This window comes from Lysobacter sp. cf310, from assembly GCF_900114355.1.
Classification (GTDB): Bacteria; Pseudomonadota; Gammaproteobacteria; order Xanthomonadales; family Xanthomonadaceae; genus Lysobacter.
On sequence record NZ_FOSS01000005.1, the window covers coordinates 195,425 to 215,784 of the forward strand.

The following is a 20,360-nucleotide window of genomic DNA, read 5'->3' on the forward strand; positions in this document are numbered from 1 at the left end:
TCAGCCGGCTCCGCCATCGGCCGACGGGAGCGGCACATAGGTCGCCTGCCGGCGGTGGTAGCCCCAGAACACGGCGGCCAGGTAGACGAAGACCTGTAGCGCGGGTGTCGCCCACAACGGCGGCAGCGCGTAAGCGTCGGCGCCGATGAAGGTCCAGATCAGCACGGCGGGCAGCACCAAGCCCCAAGCCGCGTCGTGGGACAGGCCGCCGGTCAGCGACCAGCTCAACGCGGCGCAGTACAGCAGCGTGCGCCAGAGCAGGCCGATGGCGGTCACGCGCTGAGCGTAGCCGTAGCGGTAGCCGAGCCAGGCGAGCAAGACCGCCGGCAAGACCAGCAGCGCGAACACTAAGTAGAGCGTGGAGGATTCGGGCATCGCAGCACCCTACACCGCGTTGGTCTGCGCATCCAACAACACCACCCGGTTGCGCCCCTCGTGCTTGGCCCGGTACATCGCCGCGTCGGCGCGCTGGATCAGGGTGGCGGCGCTGTCTTCGGGGCCGCACTCGACCACGCCGATGCTGAGGGTGAGCGCGACCGGTACGCCCTTGACCTCGCGGCAGCGGCGTTCGACCTTGCGCCGGATTTGTTCGGCGGTGTCGCGCGCGACCGCGTCGCCGACGCCGGGCAGCAGCAGCAGGAACTCTTCGCCGCCGATGCGGCCGAGTTGGTAGACCGGCATGGTTTCGGAGTGGATGCTCTCGGTGACCGCGCACAGGCAGGCGTCGCCGACCGGGTGGCCGTAGGTGTCGTTGATCGCCTTGAAGTGGTCCAGGTCCAGGAACAGCACCGACAGTGCCTGGCGTTTACGACGCGCATCGGCGACGGCGCGGTTGAGGCGGGTGATGATGCCGGCGCGGTTGAGCACGCCGGTCAGGGCGTCGTGCTCGGCGTGCAGTTGGGCGACGTCGCGCTCGCGGCGGAAGGTCAGCATGCGGTCGGCCAGGCCCAGCACGAGCACCACGGCGGCGAAGGCCTGCATCACCGGCAGGCCGTATTCCAGCATCGGGGTCAGCGGCACGCCGGCGCTGAGCTGCATGGCGCGCGCGGTCGACACGGTGACCAGCGGCACCCAGGCGATCAGCACGAAGCCGGCATGGCGGCCGCCGCGCAGCCAGACCGTGGCCAGGGTGACCACCGCCAGCACGTTGGCCAGCATCAGCAGGCCGTTGCCCAGCGGCGGGAACCAGGCCTTGCTGACCGGCCAGGGCGAGACCAGGCCGACCAACAGGATCAGCGGCAGCCACGCGCCCACGACCAGCAGCGCGCGCGTGAGCCAGGGCGCGCGCGGGCGCAGGTCGGCGAACTCGATCAGGAACAGCACGGTGACGATGGTGGAAGAGGTGGCGACGAACCAGATGCCGGCCACGCCGAAGCGGCCCAGCCAGGCCAGCACCGGCAGCGTGTAGGCGTCGCCGTACGCGCACAGCACGTACAGCAGCTGCAGCATCATGCTGGCCGAGAACAGCAGGTAGACGCGCTCGCGCAGTTGGGTCCAGAACAGCAGCACCACCAGCGACACGCCGACCAGGATGCCCATGCTGAGCCAGAGCACGCGCACGTGGCGGTGGTCCTCGACCGCGTAATCGGCGCTGGAGCGCACCGCGATCTGCAAGGGGTAACGCGCACCTTCGACGCCGATGTAGACCGGCCCGGCCGCACTCAGCGGAAATGCCAGCGCGCGCCGCGAATGGCTGGCCCGGGGGTCGGGGTCGAAGATGGTGGCGCTGCGGGCGCGATAGTCGGGCGGGGCCAGCACGGTGATGCGGGCGCTGAAGGGGTGGTAGACCAGCAGCACGCGCGGCTCTTCCGAGGACTCCGGGCGCAGCCGCCACCAGCCGCGACCGCCCTGGGCGCCGGCCAGCTGGGGCGGGCCGGACTGCGCGGCATAGGCCGTATCGGGCAGCGCGCGCAGGGCCTGGAGCGAGGCCGGCGGGGCTTGGGTCAGGCGTTCGACGCGCACGATGCCGGTAGCCCACGCCTGCACGCAGACACCGCAAAGCACCAGCCACGCCGCGATCCAGACTCGTTTCATCGGTTCCCCGCGTCGGCCCCAGTGTCGGCCCCGGCGGTGCGCGCCACAAGCCCCCGCGCGACGTATGCTGGCGGCGTTTCGGCCCCGACCGCAGGACGCCCCAGATGCCATCGTTGTCATTGCCGCCGCTGTTGCTGGCCGCCGCGATCGCGCTGCAACCGCCCGGGCAGTTCCATGGCGACGAACCGGTCGCGCGCGACGGCGAAACCTGGCTGGCCCTGCGCGCCTCCGGGGACGCGGCCTCGCTGAGTTCGACCCGGCTGCGGGTGCAGGCGGTCGAGGACCCGCTGCTGGACGAGGCCGGCCAGACCAGCGGCCGACGCGTGTCTTCGGCGCTGGAACCGGACCCCGACGCCGAGGGCGCCCAGGTCGTGGCCTACCTGCGCGGCAGCGGCCTGGCCGCGGGCCAGGTGATTGCGGCGCGTGTCCCGGAACGCAGCGAGGGCGGCGCGCTGCCGAGCTACCGGATCGAGTTCGCCGGCCGCGACTACCGCATCCGCACCCAATGCCCGCCCATGCGCGGCGATCCGCCCGTGGCGCGCTGCGCGGTGGTGCTGGCCGGGGCCGGCGGCGTCGAACAGGCGCTGATGCGCGCCGATGCCCGGCGCGAGAGCGACATCGTGCTGCTCGGCGACGACGCCACGCCCAAGCTGTTGTTCGCCGGCGACCTCGACCGCGACGGCAAGCTCGACCTGATCTTCGATATCACCGACCACTACAACGTATCGCGGCCGACGCTGTTCCTGTCGTCGCGCGCCAGGGACGGCGAACTGCTGCACGCGGTATCCACTTACGAATCCGTCGGCTGCTGAAGCCGTACCGTCCCTGCTCCGGAGTACCCAGGCATGACCCTACCGAACATCGATTTCAACTGGCTGGCGGTGCTGGCCGCCGCCGCGTCCGCGTTCCTGCTCGGCGGGATCTGGTACGGGCCCTTGTTCAAGAAGGCCTGGTGCCGCGAGGCCGGGGTGGATCCGGATTCGGCGCCGCGGCATCCGGCGCGGATCTTCGCGATCGCCTTCGTGTGCAGCCTGCTGTCGGCGCTGATCTTCACCGTGCTGCTGCCCGCCGGCGCCGGCGCGGCGGACGGCTTCGGGGTCGGTTTCGTGGTCGGCCTGTTCTTCGTGGCGATGAGCTTCGGCATCAACTACGCCTTCGCCCAGCGCAGCCTCAAGCTGTGGATGATCGACAGCGGTTACCACATCCTCCAGTTCATCCTGTACGGGGTGATCCTGGGCGCCTGGCGCTGAGGAGCACGCACATGGCCACCATCGACTGGTACTTCGACTTCATTTCGCCGTTCTCCTACCTGGCCTGGCAGAAGGTGAAAGCGCTGCCGCCGGCCACCGCCACGCTGCGGCCGGTGCCGGTGGTGTTCGGCGCGGTGCTGGCCGCGTGCGGGCAGAAGGGCCCGGCCGAGATCCCGGGCAAACGCGAATTCACTTACCGCCACGTGCTGTGGCAGTCGCGCCAGGAAGGGGTGCCGCTGCGCTTTCCGCCCGCGCATCCGTTCAATCCGCTGCCCGCGCTACGCCTGTGCGTGGCCGCCGGCAGCACGCCCGAGGCGGTGGACGCGGTGTTCGACTGGGTCTGGGGCCAGGGCCGCGCCGGCGACAGCGTCGAGGCGCTGGCGCCGCTGGCGGCCGCGCTGGGCGTGGCGCCGGCCGATATCGGCAGCGACGCCACCAAGGCCGCGCTGCGCGCCAACACCGAGGCGGCGATCGCGGCCGGCGTGTACGGCGTCCCCACCCTGGCGTTCGAAGGCGGCATGTTCTGGGGCAACGACGCCCACGACTTCGCCCTGGCCGCCCTGCGCGACCCGGCGGTGCTCGCCGACCCCGAAATGCAGCGGGTGGGCACATTGCCCGTGGCGGTGCAGCGCCAAGCCTGAACGACCCCGGTCGCGTCGTTCAGGGCCGTAGACACGCCCTTGTCGCATGCCGGGTATGCTGCCGGTCACAATTCGAAATGTCTTGGCGCCCAACACCCGGGGGGGGACTATGCGCATCGGACTCGTCGTCGACTCGGCTTGCGATCTGCCGTTGGAGTACCTGCAGCAGCACGATATCCATCTGCTGCCGGTCACCGTGCGGATCGGCGAGGCGGTACTGACCGACCACCGCAACCCCGAAGCCACCCTGCACTTCCTGCAGACCCACCTGGCCGAACGCGGGTTCGAGGCCGAGACCACGCCCTTCACGGTGCAGCAGGTGCGCGACCTGTTCGTGAGCCAGTTGGCGATCGACTACGACTACGTGTTCTGCATGACGATCACGAAGACGCGCAGCCCGATCTACGACAACGCCAACCAGGCCAGCTTCGCCATCCTCAACGACTACAAGCCGGTGCGCATGGCGGCGGGCAACAACACGCCGTTCGCGCTGCGGGTGATCGATTCGCAGAACCTGTTCGCCGCGCAGGGCATCCTGCCGGTCGAGGCGGTGCGCCTGCGCGACGCCGGCGAGGGCGCGCCCAAGATCCGCGCACGCCTGGAGAACCTGGCCCTGCACACCCAGGGTTATCTGATTCCGCGCGATTTGAACTACATCCGCGCGCGCACCCGCGTGCGTGGCGACCGCAGCGTAAGCCTGCTCAGCGCCACGCTGGGCACCATGCTGGACATCAAGCCGGTGCTGCACTGCAACCGCGGCGAGACCGGGCCGGTGGCCAAGATCAAGGGCTTCGAAGCCGCGACGCAGAAGCTGTTCGACTACTGCGGCAAGCGCGTGCGCGACGGGCTGATGACGCCGACGATGTGCTTGAGCTACGGCGGCGAACTCGAGGAGATGCGCGCCCTGCCCGGCTACGAACGCCTGCGCGACACCTGCCGCGATCACAACGTCGAGCTGTTCGAGGCGGTGATGAGCCTGACCAGCATGGTCAACATCGGCAAGGGCGGTGTGGCGGCGGGCTTCGCGGCCGAGGGCGGGAGCAAGTTCGAGGATTGAGGCGCGACGCGTTCGAAGCTGCTGCGCCCGCTTGCGCGAAAAGCAAATCCCCCTCAATCCCCCTTTTCCAAAGGGGGAGGCACAAAGCAAAGGTTTGAAGGCTGCGTCGTTACGAATCGGACGGCGTACCGTTCCCCCTTTGTAAAAGGGGGCTGGGGGGGATTTGCTTTTGCGGCCCGCAACGCCCCGCACACGACTTTCGACCCAGGGCCGACGGCGCCGCGCGGGTTAGGCTCGGACCTCGTCCACCCGAACCCGACCCGATGCCCAGCCACCGCCTGCTCGTCCTCGCGCTTGCCAGCGCCCTCGCCGCCACGCCGGCGCTCGCCCAGAATCCGCCCTCGCCACAGCCGGCGCCGCAACCCGCGCCGCAGGACAAGGACAAGGCCGACAAGCCGCGCGAGCAGCTCGAACAGGACGCCCTGGACCCGGCCGGCAACGACCCCGCGCGCGCCTCGGCGCAGACCGCCAAGGGCGCGAGCAAGCCCGGCGAGGCCAAGGACGAGAAGAAGTGGGACGTGTCGGCCGCGCACGGCCCGACCAAGAGCGTGCGCTTCGAAACCGACGAAGGCACCTGGATGGACGTGGACGTCTCGCCCGACGGGCGCGAGGTCGCGTTCTCGCTGCTGGGCGATCTGTACCGCCTGCCGATCGGCGGCGGCGCCGCCCAGCGCGTGACCAGCGGCCCGGCCTGGGACGTGCAGCCGCGCTATTCGCCCGACGGCCGCGAACTGGCCTTCACCTCCGACCGCGGCGGCGGCAACAACCTGTGGCGCATCCGTACCGACGGCAGCAATCCCGTCCAGGTGAGCAAGGAAGACTTCCGCTTGCTCAACAACCCGGCCTGGACGCCGGACGGTCGCTTCCTGATCGGCCGCAAACACTTCACCGGCGAGCGCTCGCTGGGCGCCGGCGAGCTGTGGCTGTACCACGCCTCCGGCGGCGGCGGCCTGCAGCTGACCAAGCAGAAGAACGACCAGCAGGACCTGGGCGAACCGGCGGTGTCGCCGGACGGCCGCTACGTCTATTACTCCGAGGACGTCAGCGACGGCCCCTCGTTCCAGTACAACAAGAACGTCCACGACACGATCTACGCGATCAAGCGCCTGGACCGCCAGACCGGCAAGAGCGAAACCCTGATCTCCACCGCCGGCGGCGCGGTGCGGCCGCAGCCCTCGCCCGACGGCAAGTCGCTGGCGTTCGTGAAGCGCGTGCGCGAGAAGTCGGTGCTGCACCTGATGGATCTGGCCAGCGGCGAAGTGCGTCCGGTCTGGGACGGCCTCTCGCACGATCAGCAGGAGGCCTGGGCGATCTTCGGGCCATACGCCAACTTCGACTGGACGCCGGACTCGCGCGCGGTGGTGATCTGGGGCCAGGGCAAGCTGTGGCGCGTCGACATGGCCAGCGGCAAGGCCAGCAACGTGCCGTTCACCGCCCAGGTCGATCAGACCGTGACCGCGCCGCTGCGTTTCGAGCAGACCCTGGACGAAGGCCGCTTCTCGCCCAAGATGATCCGCGACGTCGCCACCAGCGCCGACGGCAAGACCCTGATCTTCCACGCCGTCGGCCACCTGTGGCGCAAGCGCCTGCCCGATGGCGCGCCCGAGCGCCTGACCCGCGACGACAGCCATTACGAGTACCAACCCAGCTTCAGCGCCGACGGCCGCAAGCTGCTGTACACGACCTGGTCCGATCAGGACCTGACCGCGATCTACGTGGCCGACGCCGGCGGCGGCGGCGCGCGCAAGCTCAGCCGCGAACCGGGCTTCTACTACAGCCCGCGCTTCTCGCCCGACGGCCGCCGCATCGTCTACGCCAAGAGCGGCGGCGGCGGGCTCACCGGCAGTCTGTGGTCGCGCGATCAGGGCATCTACGTGATGCCGGCCGACGGCGGCGCGGCGGTGCGCGTGGCCGAGAGCGGCGAGTCCCCGCAGTTCAACGCCGACGGCACGCGCGTGTACTACCTCACCGGCGGCGGCTTGAAGAAGAAGCTGATGTCGGTGGGCCTGCACGGCGAGGACGCGCGCGAGGTCTACAGCCTGAAGTACGTCGACTCGGTCAGCATCAGCCCCGACGGCAACTGGATCGCCTTCACCGAACTGTTCAACGCCTACGTCGCGCCGCTGGTCGCCACCGGCACCGCGGTCGAGCTGTCCAAGGACAGCAAGGCCATGCCGGTGACCCAGGTCAGCGCCGATGTCGGCAGCTACCTGCACTGGAGCGCGGATTCCAAGTCGCTGCACTGGATGGTCGGCGACCGCTACTACTCGCGCGACCTGCGCCAGAGCTTCGCCTTCCTGCCCGGCGCGCCCAAGGAGCTGCCCAAGCCCAGCAACGACGGCGGCATCGCGGTCGGCCTGAGCGTGGCGGTGGACGCACCCAAGGACACGGTCGCGTTCACCCATGCGCGCATCGTCACCATGCGCGACGCGGAGACGACCCAGGAGGTGATCGAGGACGGCACCCTGGTGGTCCGTGGCGACACCATCGTCGCGGTCGGCCCTTCGGCCTCGGTGAGCATCCCGGCCGGCGCGCGCAGCATCGACGCCAGCGGCAAGACCATCGTGCCGGGCTATGTCGACGTGCACGCGCATGCCGCGCATTTCGGCCAGGGCGTGGTGCCGCAGCAGAACTGGGCCTACTACACCAACCTCGCCTTCGGCGTGACCACCATGCACGACCCCTCGGCCACCACCGAGTTCGTGTTCTCGGAAGCCGAGCTGGTCAAGACCGGGCGCATGGTCGGCCCGCGCGTGTTCTCCACCGGCACCATCCTGTACGGCGCCGACGGCGACTTCAAAGCCGTGGTCAATTCGCTGGAGGACGCGCGCAGCCACCTGCGCCGGATGAAGGCCAACGGCGCGTTCTCGGTCAAGAGCTACAACCAGCCGCGCCGCGAGCAGCGCCAGCAGATCGACCAGGCCGCGCGCGAGCTGGGCATGCTGGTGGTCGAGGAGGGCGGTTCGACCTTCCATCACAACATGACCATGGTGCTGGACGGCGTGACCAGCGTCGAACACAACCTGCCGGTCGCGCCGCTGTACAAGGACGTGATCGAGCTGTGGCGCCAGACCGACGTACGCAACACACCGACCCTGGTGGTCAGCTACGGCGGCACCTCGGGCGAATACTGGTGGTACGCGCGCGACAACGTCTGGGAAGACAAGAAGCTCAACCGCTTCTTCCCGCGCGAGACCCTGGACGCGCGCTCGATCCGGCGCGAGATCGCGCCGGACTGGGATTACTGGCATATCGAAGTCGCCAGGTCGGCCAAGAAGATGCGCGACGCCGGCATCAAGATCCAGATCGGCGGCCACGGCCAGCTGCAGGGCCTGTCGCCGAACTGGGAAATCTGGTCGTTGACCCAGGGCGGCTTCAGCAATTTCGAAGCGCTGCGCGCGGCCACCATCGACGGCGCCGACCTGCTCGGCCTGTCCAAGCAGCTGGGCTCGCTGGAAACCGGCAAGCAGGCCGACCTGGTGGTGCTCAACGACAACCCGCTGCAGAACATCCGCGCCACCGCCGACACCCGCTACGTGATGGTCGACGGCCGCCTGTTCGACGTCGACGCCGACATGGCCGAGATCGGCAATCGCGCGGAGAAGGCGCCGAACTTCTATTGGCAGCGCCACCGCGACGGCCAGACCTTCGGCGTCGAGTTCGGCCCGACCGCGGTCTGCCATTGCCCGAAGGGGCATGGCGCGCACGTGCACGAGGACTGAGGCAGGACCCGTGCGGCGGCGCGATGCCTCAGGCGTCGGGCCGCCGCGCCAGGAACAGCCATTCGCCGGGGCTCGGGTCGGGATCGACCGGGTCCGCCGGATCGGCGAGCGCTTGCAGCTGCAGGCCGCAAGCGCTCAGTGCGGCGGTGAGTTCGGGACGGCCGCAGCCCCACAGGAAGGGTTCGCCGCGTCGCGCCAACCAGCGACGCACCCAGGCGTGCTCGCGATGAAAACCCGGCCGGCCGGCGCGCAGGTCCATCGCGGTGGCCACGACCGTGGGCCGGGCCAAGTCGCGCGCCAGGGCGCTCAGCAGCGCGCTGGCCTGCGCTTGCGACAGATACATCAACACGCCCTCGGCGATGCACAGGGTCGGCAGCTTGGGATCGAAGTCGCCGCCGCTACGTAGCGCGGCGAGCGGATCGGCGCGGGCGAGGTCGGTCGCGCGCAAGTACAGGCCTGTCGGGTGCAGGCACAGCGCCTGCAGCGCGCGGCGCTTGATCGCGATGCTGGCTTCGCGGTCCAGCTCGAACACGCGCAAACCCGGATGCCGGCGCGCGAGCATGCAGCCCAGGCCGTCGTAGCCGGCGCCTAGCAGCACTACCTGTGCGGCACCGTCGGCGCAGGCCTGGCGCGCCCATTGCGCGATACGACGCTTGCGCCAGGCGTAGTGCGCGCGCAGGCCGGGCAACAGCACGCGCTCGAGCCAGGCCAGAACCAGGCGCCCGAACGCGTGATCGACCAGCCACAGCAGCGCGGATCCGGCACCGCCGCACTGCGCCAGGCAAGCGCGCGCGATCGCCGCGTCCTCGGCTTCGACGTGCGCGCGTGTCCGCTGCACCGTCGCGGCGGCCACCAGCATGGACGTGGAGACAGAACTCATCCTGCGTCGTCCGCGAACAGGGCCTCGTGGTGGCGGTACCAGTCGCTGTCCCAGCGCCGGTCCGGATCGAGCTCGCGCTTGCGTTGCAGGAACTCGCGGAACCGCGGATAGGCCGCTTCGACCTGGGCGCGCGTGGCATGCCGGTGGTAGGTGAGGTAGTAGCTGCCGCCGTAACGCAGCGCGTCGTCGATCAGGGCGCGGAAAGCCGTCGCTGCCGCCTGCCGCCCCTCCGCGTCGTGGCGCACGTGCAGGTTGAACACGATGCAGGCCCAGTCCTCGCGCGCCCAGGCCAGCAGGCTGGTGGGGTCGCGCCGCACCAGGCGCACGGTGCCGTAGATCGGCTGCGCGCGGTGGCGGCGCAGGCTGTCGGCGGCGGCGCCCATGAAGTCGGTCAGGTGCGCACGCGGCACGTACAACTCGGTGATCATTTCCGAGCCGCAATGACCCAGCGCCGCGTCGATCGGGCCGTGATAACCGTCCAGATACACGCCCGACTGCTGCGCGTCCGACAGGTAGCGCTGGCCGTCGGTGGCCAGATAGAAGTCGGCGTACTCGCGAAACGCGCGGCCGGGATCGGTATGCGCCAGCTGCAGCAGATGCGCGAAATCCTGGGCGCGCAGATGCCGCGACGGCGTTTCGGCCACCGCGTCGGCTTCGGCCACCGGCCGGTAGCAGGACACGATGCCCAGATCGAGGAAGTCGTCGCTGCGCGCGTCGATCGCGAATTGGAAGTCGCCATAGCGGCAGCCCTGCGCGATCGCGCTCTCCAGCCGCACCATCAGCGCGCCCACGCGCAGCAGTTCGACCTCGCGGCGCAGATGCGTGCGCGGCACCAGGCGCAGGGTGAGTTGCGCGACCAGGCCGAACAGGCCGTAACCGCCGGCGGCCAGGGCGAACCAGCTGGCGTTGCGCTGGCGATCGGCGAGCCTGGCCTCGCCGCGATGATCGATCAGCACGATGGACTCCACGTCCTCGACGAAGGGCGCGAAGTCCAGGCCGCGGCCGTGAATGTTGGACGCGAACGCGCCGCCCAGGCTGAAGTCGTCGGCGCCGGTCTGCTTCTGGCGGATGGTCCACGCGCGCGTGTTGGCGGGATGGCGTGCCAGCCAGTCCAGCACCGCCGGCCAGCGCACGCCAGCCTGCACGGTCAGCAGACCACGCTCGGGGTCGAAATCGACGATCCGGTCCAGACCGCCGGTGTCCAGCAGCCAGCCCTCGGACAGGAACTGCTGGCCGCCCATCGCGTGGCGCGCGCCGACGGCAATGGTCGAACGGCCCAAGCGCGCGCAGTCGCGTACCGCGGCGCAGGCCTCGTCCAGCGTGCGCGGACGCAGCAGCCCGGCGACGGTCGTGGCGTTGAGGCCGGAGTGGACGTCGTTGAGTCGGACGCCGGAGGCGGCGGGCGCAGTCGTGGTACGCATGGGTCGGACCGATGGGAGGACGGTCGGACCTTGCCGCCGGGTATCGCCAGGGGCAACCACAGCAGTATTGGTATCGGATTATGATCCCGGCTGTCCCGACCTCAGTCACCTCACCGCCATGGCCGAACGAGAACGCGTACTCGCCGCGCTGAAAGCCGTGCTCAAGCAGCGCGGCTGGCGCTATGCCGACCTCGCGCGCGAGCTGGGCGTGTCCGAGCCCACGGTCAAGCGGCTGCTGTCCAGCGGCCGCATCGACCTGGAGCGCCTGGAGCGCATCTGCGCGCTGCTGGACCTGGACTTCTTCGAGCTGGCGCGCCTGGCGCGCGGCGCGCGCGATGCGCCGCGCCATCTCAGCGAACGCCAGGAAGCCGAGCTGGCGCAGTCGCCGCGCCTGATGACGGTGTTCCACCTGTTGTGCCAAGGCTGGCGCGCCGACGCCATACGCGAAGGCTATGCGCTGGGAGCGCCGGAGCTGACGCGCCTGCTGGCGCGCCTGGACCGGTTGGGGCTGGTCGAGCTGCTGCCCGGCGATCGGGTGCGCCTGCGCGTGCCGCGCGATTTCTCCTGGCGCGACGACGGCCCGGTGCGCGCGCGCTACCTGAGCGCGGCCAGCCGCGAGTTCCTGTTGGACGAGTTCCGCGCGCCGGACACCCTGCTGGCGCTGGAAATCCGCGAATTGGGCGCGGCCTCGCTGGCGGTGCTGCGGCGCAAGCTCGAACGCCTGCAGATCGAGTTCAAGGAGGCGGCCGAGCTGGACATCAGCCTGCCGCCGTCGAAACGCCGCAGCGTCGGCATCCTGGTGGCGATGCGACCCTGGGTGTATTCGCTGATCGACAGCCTGCGCAGCGAGTACGCGGGCCGCGAGCCGGCCGCCGCCGCGCGCGGCCGCAAAAGCGGGCGTAAACCCACCGTAGGCTGACCCACGTCGCAACGCCGCGGATCCGACGCATGCCGTTCACAAACCACGCATGTTCGCCGTCCTAGGCTAACGGCAGTTCCCGCACGAGACGCCATGATGGCCACCCGTTACTACCTCAGCCTTCCCGACGCCCAACGCGCGCGCGGCAGCGATCCCTCGTTGTCGTTCTCCGCGGTCAGCGCCGAAGGCTTCGCCGAGCAATTGCAGGATGCACTGCGGAACGATCGCCTGTTCGAACGCTGGCGCGCGCTGCAGCCCGATCCGGACGAAATCGACGCCGCACTGGGCGCGACCGACCCCGGCGCCACCGTCGACGGCCAGCAGGACGATCTGCATATCGATCTGGTGCTGACCTCGACCATTCCCGGCAATGTGCTCAAGCACCGCATGCGTTTGCTGGCGGGCACGGGGTGGGAGCTGCGGGATGTGACAGCGGCTTGAGGGCTTGGGTTTGAGGGGTTAGCGGGGTTAGCGGGCTTGGCGGGCTTGGCGGGCTTGGCGGGCTCAAAAGCAAATCCCCCCTAGCCCCCCTTTTTCAAAGGGGGGACAGCCTCTCGAAAGGTGGGAACAAGGCCTCGAATGCGACCCGCGCCTCGAAAGGTGGAGGCCGAGCCTCGAAAGCGGCACTGCGCTTCGGAACGGGCACTGCGCCTCGACGGAAGGGAGCCGCGCCGTCGCCTGTCTTCCCCCTTTGAAAAAGGGGGATTGAGGGGGATTTGCTTTGGCGGCGGTTCCGACCTGGAAGCGCAAGTTCAAATCCCGCCCCCACTACCAGCTTCGCCTATCCCCGCAGCGCCGCCGCGTGGTGCGCGAGGTGCTCGCCGATGAAGCTGGCGATGAAGTAGTAGCTGTGGTCGTAACCCGGCCGCAGGCGTAACTGCAGCGGATGGCCGGCCTGCTCGCAAGCCGCGCGCAGCAACTCCGGTTTCAATTGCGTCGCCAGAAACTCGTCCGCCTCGCCCTGATCGATCAACAGCGGCAAGCGTTCGTGCGCCTGCGCGACCAGGTCCGTCGCATCCCACTCGCGCCAGGCCTCGCGGTCTTCGCCCAGGTAGGCGGTGAAGGCCTTCTCGCCCCAAGGCACCTGCGAGGGCGCCACGATCGGCGAGAACGCCGACACGCTGCGATAGCGGCCCGGATTCTTCAGGGCGATGGTGAGCGCGCCATGCCCGCCCATGGAATGCCCGCTGATGGCGCGCGCGCTGGTGGTCGGGAAGTGCGCGTCGACCAGCGCCGGCAGTTCCTCGACCACGTAGTCGTACATGCGGTAGTGCTTAGCCCAGGGCGCGCGCGTGGCATTGAGATAGAAGCCGGCCCCCTGGCCGAGGTCGTAGCCCTCGGCATCGGCCACAGCGGCGCCGCGCGGGCTGGTGTCGGGCGCGACCAGGATCAGGCCGTGCTCGGCCGCGTAGCGCTGCGCGCCGGCCTTGGTGATGAAGTTCTGCTCGTTGCAGGTCAGGCCGGACAGCCAGTACAGCACCGGACAGGCCTGGCGCTGCGCCGCCGGCGGCAGATACACCGCGAAGCGCATGCTGCAAGCGAGCGCGCTGGAATCGTGCTGCCAGACTTCCTGGCGGCCGCCGTGGCAGGCGTGGGCTTCGGTGCGCTGCATGTCAGTAGTGGATCACGGTGCGGATCGACTTGCCTTCGTGCATCAGGTCGAAGGCCTCGTTGATGCGTTCCAGCGGCAGGGTGTGGGTGATGAAGGGATCCAGGTCGATCTCGCCCTTCATGGCCTGCTCGACCATGCCCGGCAGCTGGGTGCGCCCCTTGACGCCGCCGAAGGCCGAACCGCGCCAGACCCGGCCGGTCACCAGTTGGAACGGACGCGTGCTGATTTCCTGGCCGGCGCCGGCGACGCCGATGATCACCGACTCGCCCCAGCCCTTGTGGCAGCACTCCAGCGCCGAGCGCATGACGTGGACGTTGCCGATGCACTCGAAGCTGTAGTCCACGCCGCCGTCGGTCATCTCGACCAGCACGTCCTGGATGGGACGCTCGTGGTCCTTGGGATTAACGCAGTCGGTCGCGCCCATCTGGCGCGCAAGCTCGAACTTGCCGGGATTGGTGTCGATGCCGATGATGCGGCCGGCCTTGGCCTGCACCGCGCCCTGGATCACCGCCAGGCCGATGCCGCCCAGGCCGAACACCGCGACGGTGTCGCCGGGCTGGACCTTGGCGGTGTTGTGAACCGCGCCGATGCCGGTGGTCACGCCGCAGCCGAGCAGGCAGACCTTCTCCAACGCGGCTTCGGGGTTCACCACCGCCAGCGAGATCTCCGGCACCACCGTGTATTCGCTGAAGGTGCTGCAGCCCATGTAGTGATGGATGGGCTGGCCCTGGTAGCTGAAGCGCGAACTGCCGTCGGGCATCAGGCCCTTGCCCTGGGTGGCGCGCACGGCCTGGCAGAGATTGGTCTTGCCCGACAGACAGAATTTGCACTGCCGGCATTCGGCCGTGTACAGCGGGATCACGTGATCGCCGGGCTTGACGCTGGTGACGCCCTCACCGACTTCCACCACCACGCCGCCGCCCTCGTGGCCGAGCACGACCGGGAACAGGCCTTCCGGATCGTCGCCGCTGAGGGTGAACGCATCGGTGTGGCAGACGCCGGTGGCGACGATGCGCACCAGCACCTCGCCCTTGCGCGGCGGCTCGACGTCGATCTCGACGACCTGCAAGGGCTGTCCGGCGGCGAAGGCGACGGCGGCGCGGCTTTTGATGACCCGGCTCATGGGGATGACACTCCTGCGGTGGCGGGCTGCGACGCGGCACGGCGCAGCGGGTTGCGTGGGAACGGATTCATTTCAGGTAGGAACGCACCAGCGCGGCGACTTCGTCGATGCTGGCGCTACGGTGCTTCTGGGTGGACACGGCCTGGCCGAGTTCCTCGCGGATATGGCTTTCCAGCACTTCCGACATCAGGCCGTTGATCGCACCGCGGATCGCGGCGATCTGCTGCAGCACGGCCGCGCATTCGCTGCCCTGCTCCAGCGCGCGCTCCAGGGCCTCGGTCTGGCCCTTGATGCGGCGCACGCGGGTGAGCACGCGCTTCTTCTCGGCGGGGGAATGCGGCATGGCGGCGGCCTCGCACGCCGACGGCGGGCCGGCGCTGGATACTGGGGGATAGTATCAGAGCGCTCGCCCAAGACGGCCCGCGGCGGCGACGCCGCCCGACCGGGCAAACCGCGGATTCAGGCGCTCAGCCGGTGTTCTGCACGCCGGCGGCAATGCCGTTCACGGTGGCCACCAGCGCCTGCTGCAAGGCGTCGTCCGGCCGCCCGGCCGCGCGCCAGCGCGCGAGCAGATCGACCTGCAGCAGGCTGATCGGATCGACGTAGGGATTGCGCAGGCGGATCGACTGGCGCAGGCGGTGGTCGCCCACCAGCAGCTCGCGGCTGCCCTTGATCGCCAGCACCGCTACGCGCGTGCGCTGGAACTCGGCGGCGATGCCGGGATGGAAGCGCGCGTGCAGGTCGCCCTCCGGCAGGGCCGCGGCCAACAGCGAGTAGCGCTCGAAGATCGCCGGATCGGACTTGGCCAGCACCATTTCCAGATCGTCGATCAGGGTGGTGAAGAACGGCCAGTCGCGCGCCATCTCGGCCAGGGTCTCGCGGCCGTGGCGCGCGAGCGCCTGCTCCAGCGCGGTGCCGACGCCGTACCAGGCGGTCAGGCCGGCGCGGTTCTGCGACCAGGCAAACACCCAGGGGATCGCACGCAGCGAGCCGATGTCGCCGGCGCCCGCGCGCTTGGCCGGGCGCGACCCGATCCGCAGGCGTTCGATCACGTCGATCGGCGTGGCGGCGCGGAAGTAGGCCGGAAACAGCGCGTCCTCGTGCACCAGTGCGCGGTAGTGCGCGCGCGCGGCCAGCGCCAGCTCGGACGCGATCGCGCGCCAGCCCGCCTCGCGCGATTCGGGCGGACGCGGGCGCAGGGTCGCGCGCAGCACCGCGCCGGTGGTCTGTTCCAGATTGCGCAGGGCGATCGCGCGGATGCCGTACTTGCGATGGATCACCTCGCCCTGCTCGGTCAAGCGCAGGAAGCCGTCGACCGAACCGCGCGGCGCGGCGATCACCGCGCGCTCGGTCTTGCCGCCGCCGCGGCTGATCGAACCGCCGCGGCCGTGGAAGAAGGCGATGCGCACGCCGCTGTCGTGAGCCAGCGCTGTCAGCGCGACCTGGGTCTGCTGCAGCGCCCAGCGCGAGGCAAGCATGCCGCCGTCCTTGGCGCTGTCGGAATAGCCCAGCATCACCACCTGGCGGCCGCCGCGCGCATCGAGGTGGGCGCGGTAGACCGGGTCGGCGAACAGCGCGCGCAAGGTGTCGGCGGCGGCGTCCAGATCGTCGACGGTCTCGAACAGCGGCGCCACGTCCAGCGGCACGCGCCCGGCCGCGTCCACGCAGCCGGCGGTGCGCGCCAGCGCCAGCACCGCCAGCGCATCGGCGGCGCTGCGGCTCATGCTGACGATGTAGGGCCCGAACGCGCGCTCGCCATAGCGCGGGCGCAGGCGCGCGACCGCGCGGAACACGTCCAGGCTGGCGCGCGCGGCGCCGTTGCCGTCGCTGCGCGGCGGCGCGCTGCCATCGAGCAGGGCGTGCAGGCGCTGCGCGCGCTCGGTCGGCGCGCGCGTTTCCCAATCCGCATCGCCCAGCAGGGCGGCCAACGCGGCGTCGTGGGTGGCCGAATCCTGGCGCAGGTCCAGGCTGGCCAGATGGAAGCCGAAGCATTCGGCGCGGCGGCGCAGACGGCGCACCGCGAAACCGCCGGCGTGTCCACCCTGATTGGCGTTGAGGCTGTCCTCGATTGCGGCGATATCGGCCAGGAAGGCGGCCACGTCGGGATAGCCGTGCACGCTCTCGTCGGCGGTGGCCTGCAGGCGCGCCGACATCAGGCTGAGCAGATTGCGGTAGGGCATGTCGGCGTGGCGCGGCTTGAGCGCGGCGGCGGCCTTGGGCAGCAGATAGCTGTAGTCCTCGACGCGCGCGAGCACGGCTTCGTCCACCCGCACCCGGGTCACCGATTGGCTCAGCAGTTCGCCCAACGCGTCCAGGTCGCGTCGATACGCGCGCAGCACCAGCGCGCGCTGTCCGGCCAGGGTCGCGGCCACGGTGTCGGCGCCGACGTTGGGGTTGCCGTCCATGTCGCCGCCGACCCAGGTGCCGAAGCCGAGCACGTCGGGCAGCGCCGGCGTGTCGCCATAGGCTTCGCGCAGCGCTTCCTCGAACATTTCGTAGAACACCGGCAGCACACGGTAGAGCACGTCGGACAGATAGAAGCCCACGTGCTCGAACTCGTCGGCGACGCTGGGCTTGGCGGCCGGCGCTTCGGCGGTCTGCCAGCTCGCGGTGAGGGCCAGGCGGATGCGTTCGCGATCGGCGCGGCGCTCCGGCGGGGTGCGGCCGCGGTCGATGTCGGCGACCAGGCAGCCGACGATCTGACGTTCCTTTTCCAGCAACGCGCGCCGCACCGCTTCGGTGGGGTGGGCGGTGAACACCGGCTCGATGCGCAGGCGCGGCAGCAGTTCGGCCAGCTCGGCGGCGCCGACGCCCTCCTGCGCCAGCGCCAGCAGCACGTCGCGCAAACCGCCGGGCTGCGCGGCCGCGCCGCTGCGCTCGTAGTCGCGGCGACGGCGGATGCGGTGCACGCGCTCGGCCAGGTTGACCGCCTGGAAATAGGTGGCGAAGGCGCGCACCAGGTCGGAGGCCTGCTCCTGGCCGATGTCGGCCAGCGCGTCGGCCAGCGCGGCGATCGGGCGGTCGGACTCGCGGCGCCGGATCGCGGCGCGGCGCAGACGCTCGACCGCGTCGAGGAAGCCGGGGCCACGCTGCTCGGCCAGGATCTCGCCGACCAGGGCGCCGAGAATTTTGACGTCTTCGCGCAGCAGGGCATCGGTGGGCGCGAAATCGACCGCGCGCAAGGGTTCGTCGCTGGTGTCGGTCATGACATTCATCCGGCTAGGCTATATCAGCAACTTGTGCATTGCAGCAATTTCGATGCGGTCGATTTGGTTGCATTCGTAACGATCTGCGGCACATATTCCGCACCCGCGGACGCGCTAGCCAGAAGCCCGACGGCGCCCGACACTATTCTTCTGTTGCCGGTCGGGGGAGACCGTATGCCGTTCCTGGGTTTGGGCGTCCACGTGCTGGTGGCGCTGTTCTTCGCCGTACACGCGGTGCGCAGCGGGCAGGAGCGCTACTGGCTCGGCATTCTTTTCATGTTCCCGCTGCTGGGCAGCGTGATCTACGCGCTGACGATCTGGCTGCCGGAGATGCGCTACAGCCGCCACGGCCGCGCCCTGGTCGGCGGAGTCAAGCGCGCGCTGGATCCCAGCCGCGAGCTGCGCGAGGCCCAGGACGCGTTCGAAGACTCGCCGACCACCGACCGCCGCCTGCGCCTGGCCGACGCTTTGCTCGCCAGCGACCGCGCCTCGGAGGCGGCGACGCATTACGAGTCGGCGCTGCAAGGCATCCATGCCGACGATCCCGATATCCAGGTGCGGCTGGCGCAGGCGCTGCTGGAATGCGGCCACGCGCGGCGCGCGCGCGAGTTGCTGGACGAGCTGATCCGGCGGCGCCCGGAGTTCCGCTCGCTGGACGGCCATCTGACCTATGCGCGCGCGGTCGCGGCCGAAGGCGATCGCACCAAGGCGCGCGAGGAGTTCGAGGCGCTGGTCGGGTACAGCAGCGGATTCGATGCGCATGCGCACTACGCGCAGACGCTGGTGGGCTGGGGCGAGCAAGAGCCGGCGCGCGCGCTGTGCGAACGCGCGCTGGCCAAGGCCAAGCGCCTGCCCGCCTACGCGCGGCGCATCAACAAGCCGGCGCTGGATAAGCTCAGGCAGTTGTCCAAGCAGTTGGCGGCGGGGACGGCGGGCTGAGGCGCCCGACGTGCGCTGCTTTCGCGGGAACAACGAGCCGTAGCGGCCTCAGCCCAAGCAGGATGCGGTAAGCCGAAGGCGCACCGCATCGAGCCCGGACTCAACAAGCCCCGCCTCAGTACGCGAACTCGCTGAACACCGGATCCACGCTGCCGCCCCAGATGCCGTGGAACAGCTCGAGCTTGCGCTCGGCCGGGGTCTGCCCGCGTTCGACGAACTCCAGCAGCGGATCCAGATAGATCGACTCGTCGGCGCCATTGCCGTTGACCTTGCCGCGCCGGCGCAGGCCGTGCGCGGAAATCTCCAGCGCTCGGCGGGCCAGGTCCAGCACCTTGCCGTCGCGGAACGGCAACTGCAGCGCGTGCTTGGGCACGCCGTCGCGCAGGGCGTGGCGCTCCTCGGGCGTGAAGTCCAGCACCAGGTCCCAGGCGGCGTCGAGCGCGCTGGCGTCGTACAGCAGACCGACCCAGAACGCCGACAAGGCGCAGATGCGGTTCCAGGGGCCGGAGTCGGCGCCGCGCATCTCCAGGTACTTCTTCAGACGCACTTCCGGGAAGGCGGTGGTGGTGTGGTCGGCCCAGTCCTTCAGGGTCGGCCGCTGGTCCGGATAGGCCGGCAGCTTGGCGTCCATGTAGTCGCGGAACGACTGGCCGGCCGCGTCGATGTAGCGGCCGTCGCGGTAGACGAAGTACATCGGCACGTCGAGCAGATAGTCGACGTAACGCTCGTAGCCGAAGCCGTCCTCGAACACGAAGTCGAGCAGGCCGGTGCGGTCGCGATCGGTGTCGGTCCAGATGTGCGAGCGGTAGGACAGATAGCCGTTGGGCTTGCCTTCGGTGAACGGCGAATCGGCGAACAGCGCGGTCGCGATCGGCTGCAGCGCCAGCGACACGCGGAACTTCTTCACCATGTCGGCTTCGTCGCGCACGTCCAGGTTGACCTGCACGGTGCTGGTGCGCGTCATCATGTCCAGGCCCAGGCTGCCGACCTTGGGCATGTACTCGCGCATGATCTTGTAGCGGCCCTTGGGCATCCACGGCATTTCGTCGCGGCGCCACTTGGGCTGGAAGCCCATGCCGAGGAAGCCCAGCCCCATCGGCTCGGCGACCGCGCGCACTTCGCGCAGATGCTGGGCGGCCTCGCAACAGGTGTCATGCAGGGTCGCCAGCGGCGCGCCCGACAGCTCCAGCTGTCCGGCCGGTTCCAGCGACACCGAGGCTTCGTCGCGGGTCAGCGCGATCACCCGGCCGTGCTCCTCCACCGGCGCCCAACCGAACTGGGTCAGGCCCTTGAGCAGCGCTTCGATGCCGCGCTCGCCGTCGAAGGTGGGCGGGCGCAGGTCGTCGGTGCGGTAACCGAACTTCTCGTGCTCGGTGCCGATCTTCCAGTCGTCCTCGTGGCGCACGCCGGACGCGAGGTATTCGATCAGCGCGGTGCGACCGCCGCTGGCCATCGGCGGAATCGGGACATCCTTGACCTGGCTGGGACCGGACACGCGCACCTCGTTCGTCGACACCCCGCTGCAAGGCGGGATGCCTTGCTCGCGCGCCGCCATT

The 20,360-nt window shown here is 69.9% G+C and carries 17 protein-coding genes; 8 read left to right on the forward strand and 9 right to left on the reverse strand.

Annotated elements, in window-relative coordinates; genetic code table 11:
* Positions 1-375, reverse strand: a complete 375-nt coding sequence (locus BMZ45_RS18200; RefSeq protein WP_139215576.1) for a hypothetical protein — start codon at positions 373-375, stop codon at positions 1-3.
* Between the two features lie 9 nt (positions 376-384).
* Positions 385-2,034, reverse strand: coding sequence for a GGDEF domain-containing protein (locus BMZ45_RS18205; RefSeq protein WP_139215577.1), 1,650 nt, complete (start codon positions 2,032-2,034; stop codon positions 385-387).
* 104 nt (positions 2,035-2,138) lie between these two features.
* Here BMZ45_RS18205 and BMZ45_RS18210 point away from each other — a divergent pair, with 104 nt between their 5' ends.
* The 5 genes from BMZ45_RS18210 (at position 2,139) to BMZ45_RS18230 (ending at position 8,704) form a co-directional block, all read left to right on the forward strand.
* Positions 2,139-2,846, forward strand: a complete 708-nt coding sequence (locus BMZ45_RS18210) for a VCBS repeat-containing protein (protein WP_139215578.1) — start codon at positions 2,139-2,141, stop codon at positions 2,844-2,846.
* A gap of 33 nt (positions 2,847-2,879) precedes the next feature.
* Positions 2,880-3,284, forward strand: coding sequence for a DUF1761 domain-containing protein (locus tag BMZ45_RS18215; RefSeq protein ID WP_091637954.1), 405 nt, complete (start codon positions 2,880-2,882; stop codon positions 3,282-3,284).
* 11 nt (positions 3,285-3,295) lie between these two features.
* On the forward strand, positions 3,296-3,925 hold the full coding sequence (locus tag BMZ45_RS18220; RefSeq protein WP_091637955.1) for a 2-hydroxychromene-2-carboxylate isomerase: 630 nt from the start codon (positions 3,296-3,298) through the stop codon (positions 3,923-3,925).
* 109 nt (positions 3,926-4,034) lie between these two features.
* A complete protein-coding gene (locus BMZ45_RS18225; protein ID WP_091637956.1) occupies positions 4,035-4,982 on the forward strand; it encodes a DegV family protein in 948 nt (315 codons plus the stop codon).
* A gap of 263 nt (positions 4,983-5,245) precedes the next feature.
* Positions 5,246-8,704 carry an amidohydrolase family protein gene (locus BMZ45_RS18230; protein ID WP_091637957.1) on the forward strand — a complete coding sequence of 1,153 codons (3,459 nt, stop codon included), beginning with the start codon at positions 5,246-5,248 and terminating at the stop codon, positions 8,702-8,704.
* Positions 8,705-8,732: 28 nt separating this feature from the next.
* Here BMZ45_RS18230 and BMZ45_RS18235 read toward each other — a convergent pair whose 3' ends face one another.
* Together BMZ45_RS18235 and BMZ45_RS18240 are read right to left on the reverse strand one after the other, a co-directional pair.
* Entirely contained in the window at positions 8,733-9,584 is an 852-nt protein-coding gene (locus BMZ45_RS18235; RefSeq protein ID WP_091637958.1) for a class I SAM-dependent methyltransferase, read from the reverse strand.
* The gene (locus BMZ45_RS18240; protein ID WP_091637959.1) at positions 9,581-11,005 is read right to left on the reverse strand and encodes an FAD-binding oxidoreductase; all 1,425 of its coding nucleotides are present in this window, start codon (positions 11,003-11,005) and stop codon (positions 9,581-9,583) included. Before BMZ45_RS18240 ends, BMZ45_RS18235 begins: the two co-directional genes overlap by 4 nt.
* 118 nt (positions 11,006-11,123) lie before the next feature.
* Between BMZ45_RS18240 and BMZ45_RS18245 the strand changes: the two genes are divergently transcribed.
* Positions 11,124-11,924: a helix-turn-helix domain-containing protein gene (locus BMZ45_RS18245; RefSeq protein WP_175489147.1), complete on the forward strand. Its 801-nt coding sequence runs from the start codon at positions 11,124-11,126 to the stop codon at positions 11,922-11,924.
* 96 nt (positions 11,925-12,020) lie between these two features.
* Entirely contained in the window at positions 12,021-12,365 is a 345-nt protein-coding gene (locus BMZ45_RS18250; protein WP_091638038.1) for a hypothetical protein, read from the forward strand.
* A gap of 340 nt (positions 12,366-12,705) precedes the next feature.
* Here BMZ45_RS18250 and fghA read toward each other — a convergent pair whose 3' ends face one another.
* The 4 genes from fghA to ppc all read right to left on the reverse strand — a co-directional run bounded on the left by fghA (position 12,706) and on the right by ppc (position 17,865).
* Positions 12,706-13,536, reverse strand: coding sequence for an S-formylglutathione hydrolase (fghA, locus tag BMZ45_RS18255; RefSeq protein WP_091637961.1), 831 nt, complete (start codon positions 13,534-13,536; stop codon positions 12,706-12,708).
* 1 nt (position 13,537) lies between these two features.
* The gene (locus BMZ45_RS18260; RefSeq protein WP_091638039.1) at positions 13,538-14,647 is read right to left on the reverse strand and encodes an S-(hydroxymethyl)glutathione dehydrogenase/class III alcohol dehydrogenase; all 1,110 of its coding nucleotides are present in this window, start codon (positions 14,645-14,647) and stop codon (positions 13,538-13,540) included.
* 79 nt (positions 14,648-14,726) lie between these two features.
* Positions 14,727-15,002: a formaldehyde-responsive transcriptional repressor FrmR gene (frmR, locus tag BMZ45_RS18265; protein WP_091637962.1), complete on the reverse strand. Its 276-nt coding sequence runs from the start codon at positions 15,000-15,002 to the stop codon at positions 14,727-14,729.
* 124 nt (positions 15,003-15,126) lie between these two features.
* Positions 15,127-17,865, reverse strand: coding sequence for a phosphoenolpyruvate carboxylase (ppc, locus tag BMZ45_RS18270; protein ID WP_091638040.1), 2,739 nt, complete (start codon positions 17,863-17,865; stop codon positions 15,127-15,129).
* Positions 17,866-18,039: 174 nt separating this feature from the next.
* Between ppc and BMZ45_RS18275 the strand changes: the two genes are divergently transcribed.
* On the forward strand, positions 18,040-18,804 hold the full coding sequence (locus BMZ45_RS18275; RefSeq protein ID WP_091637963.1) for a tetratricopeptide repeat protein: 765 nt from the start codon (positions 18,040-18,042) through the stop codon (positions 18,802-18,804).
* 115 nt (positions 18,805-18,919) lie between these two features.
* On the opposite strand, the gene BMZ45_RS18280 is transcribed toward BMZ45_RS18275, so the two are convergent.
* Positions 18,920-20,257 carry a glutamate--cysteine ligase gene (locus tag BMZ45_RS18280; protein WP_091638041.1) on the reverse strand — a complete coding sequence of 446 codons (1,338 nt, stop codon included), beginning with the start codon at positions 20,255-20,257 and terminating at the stop codon, positions 18,920-18,922.
* Positions 20,258-20,360: the final 103 nt, after the last annotated feature.

What these genes read in the sequence shown, in the direction of transcription:
- BMZ45_RS18200 (WP_139215576.1), bottom strand. Translation starts at nt 375, where the DNA reads ATGCCCGAATCCTCCACGCTCTACTTAGTGTTCGCGCTGCTGGTCTTG.
- BMZ45_RS18205 (WP_139215577.1), bottom strand. Translation starts at nt 2,034, where the DNA reads ATGAAACGAGTCTGGATCGCGGCGTGGCTGGTGCTTTGCGGTGTCTGC.
- BMZ45_RS18210 (WP_139215578.1), top strand. Translation starts at nt 2,139, where the DNA reads ATGCCATCGTTGTCATTGCCGCCGCTGTTGCTGGCCGCCGCGATCGCG.
- BMZ45_RS18215 (WP_091637954.1), top strand. Translation starts at nt 2,880, where the DNA reads ATGACCCTACCGAACATCGATTTCAACTGGCTGGCGGTGCTGGCCGCC.
- BMZ45_RS18220 (WP_091637955.1), top strand. Translation starts at nt 3,296, where the DNA reads ATGGCCACCATCGACTGGTACTTCGACTTCATTTCGCCGTTCTCCTAC.
- BMZ45_RS18225 (WP_091637956.1), top strand. Translation starts at nt 4,035, where the DNA reads ATGCGCATCGGACTCGTCGTCGACTCGGCTTGCGATCTGCCGTTGGAG.
- BMZ45_RS18230 (WP_091637957.1), top strand. Translation starts at nt 5,246, where the DNA reads ATGCCCAGCCACCGCCTGCTCGTCCTCGCGCTTGCCAGCGCCCTCGCC.
- BMZ45_RS18235 (WP_091637958.1), bottom strand. Translation starts at nt 9,584, where the DNA reads ATGAGTTCTGTCTCCACGTCCATGCTGGTGGCCGCCGCGACGGTGCAG.
- BMZ45_RS18240 (WP_091637959.1), bottom strand. Translation starts at nt 11,005, where the DNA reads ATGCGTACCACGACTGCGCCCGCCGCCTCCGGCGTCCGACTCAACGAC.
- BMZ45_RS18245 (WP_175489147.1), top strand. Translation starts at nt 11,124, where the DNA reads ATGGCCGAACGAGAACGCGTACTCGCCGCGCTGAAAGCCGTGCTCAAG.
- BMZ45_RS18250 (WP_091638038.1), top strand. Translation starts at nt 12,021, where the DNA reads ATGGCCACCCGTTACTACCTCAGCCTTCCCGACGCCCAACGCGCGCGC.
- fghA (WP_091637961.1), bottom strand. Translation starts at nt 13,536, where the DNA reads ATGCAGCGCACCGAAGCCCACGCCTGCCACGGCGGCCGCCAGGAAGTC.
- frmR (WP_091637962.1), bottom strand. Translation starts at nt 15,002, where the DNA reads ATGCCGCATTCCCCCGCCGAGAAGAAGCGCGTGCTCACCCGCGTGCGC.
- ppc (WP_091638040.1), bottom strand. Translation starts at nt 17,865, where the DNA reads ATGACCGACACCAGCGACGAACCCTTGCGCGCGGTCGATTTCGCGCCC.
- BMZ45_RS18275 (WP_091637963.1), top strand. Translation starts at nt 18,040, where the DNA reads ATGCCGTTCCTGGGTTTGGGCGTCCACGTGCTGGTGGCGCTGTTCTTC.
- BMZ45_RS18280 (WP_091638041.1), bottom strand. Translation starts at nt 20,257, where the DNA reads ATGGCCAGCGGCGGTCGCACCGCGCTGATCGAATACCTCGCGTCCGGC.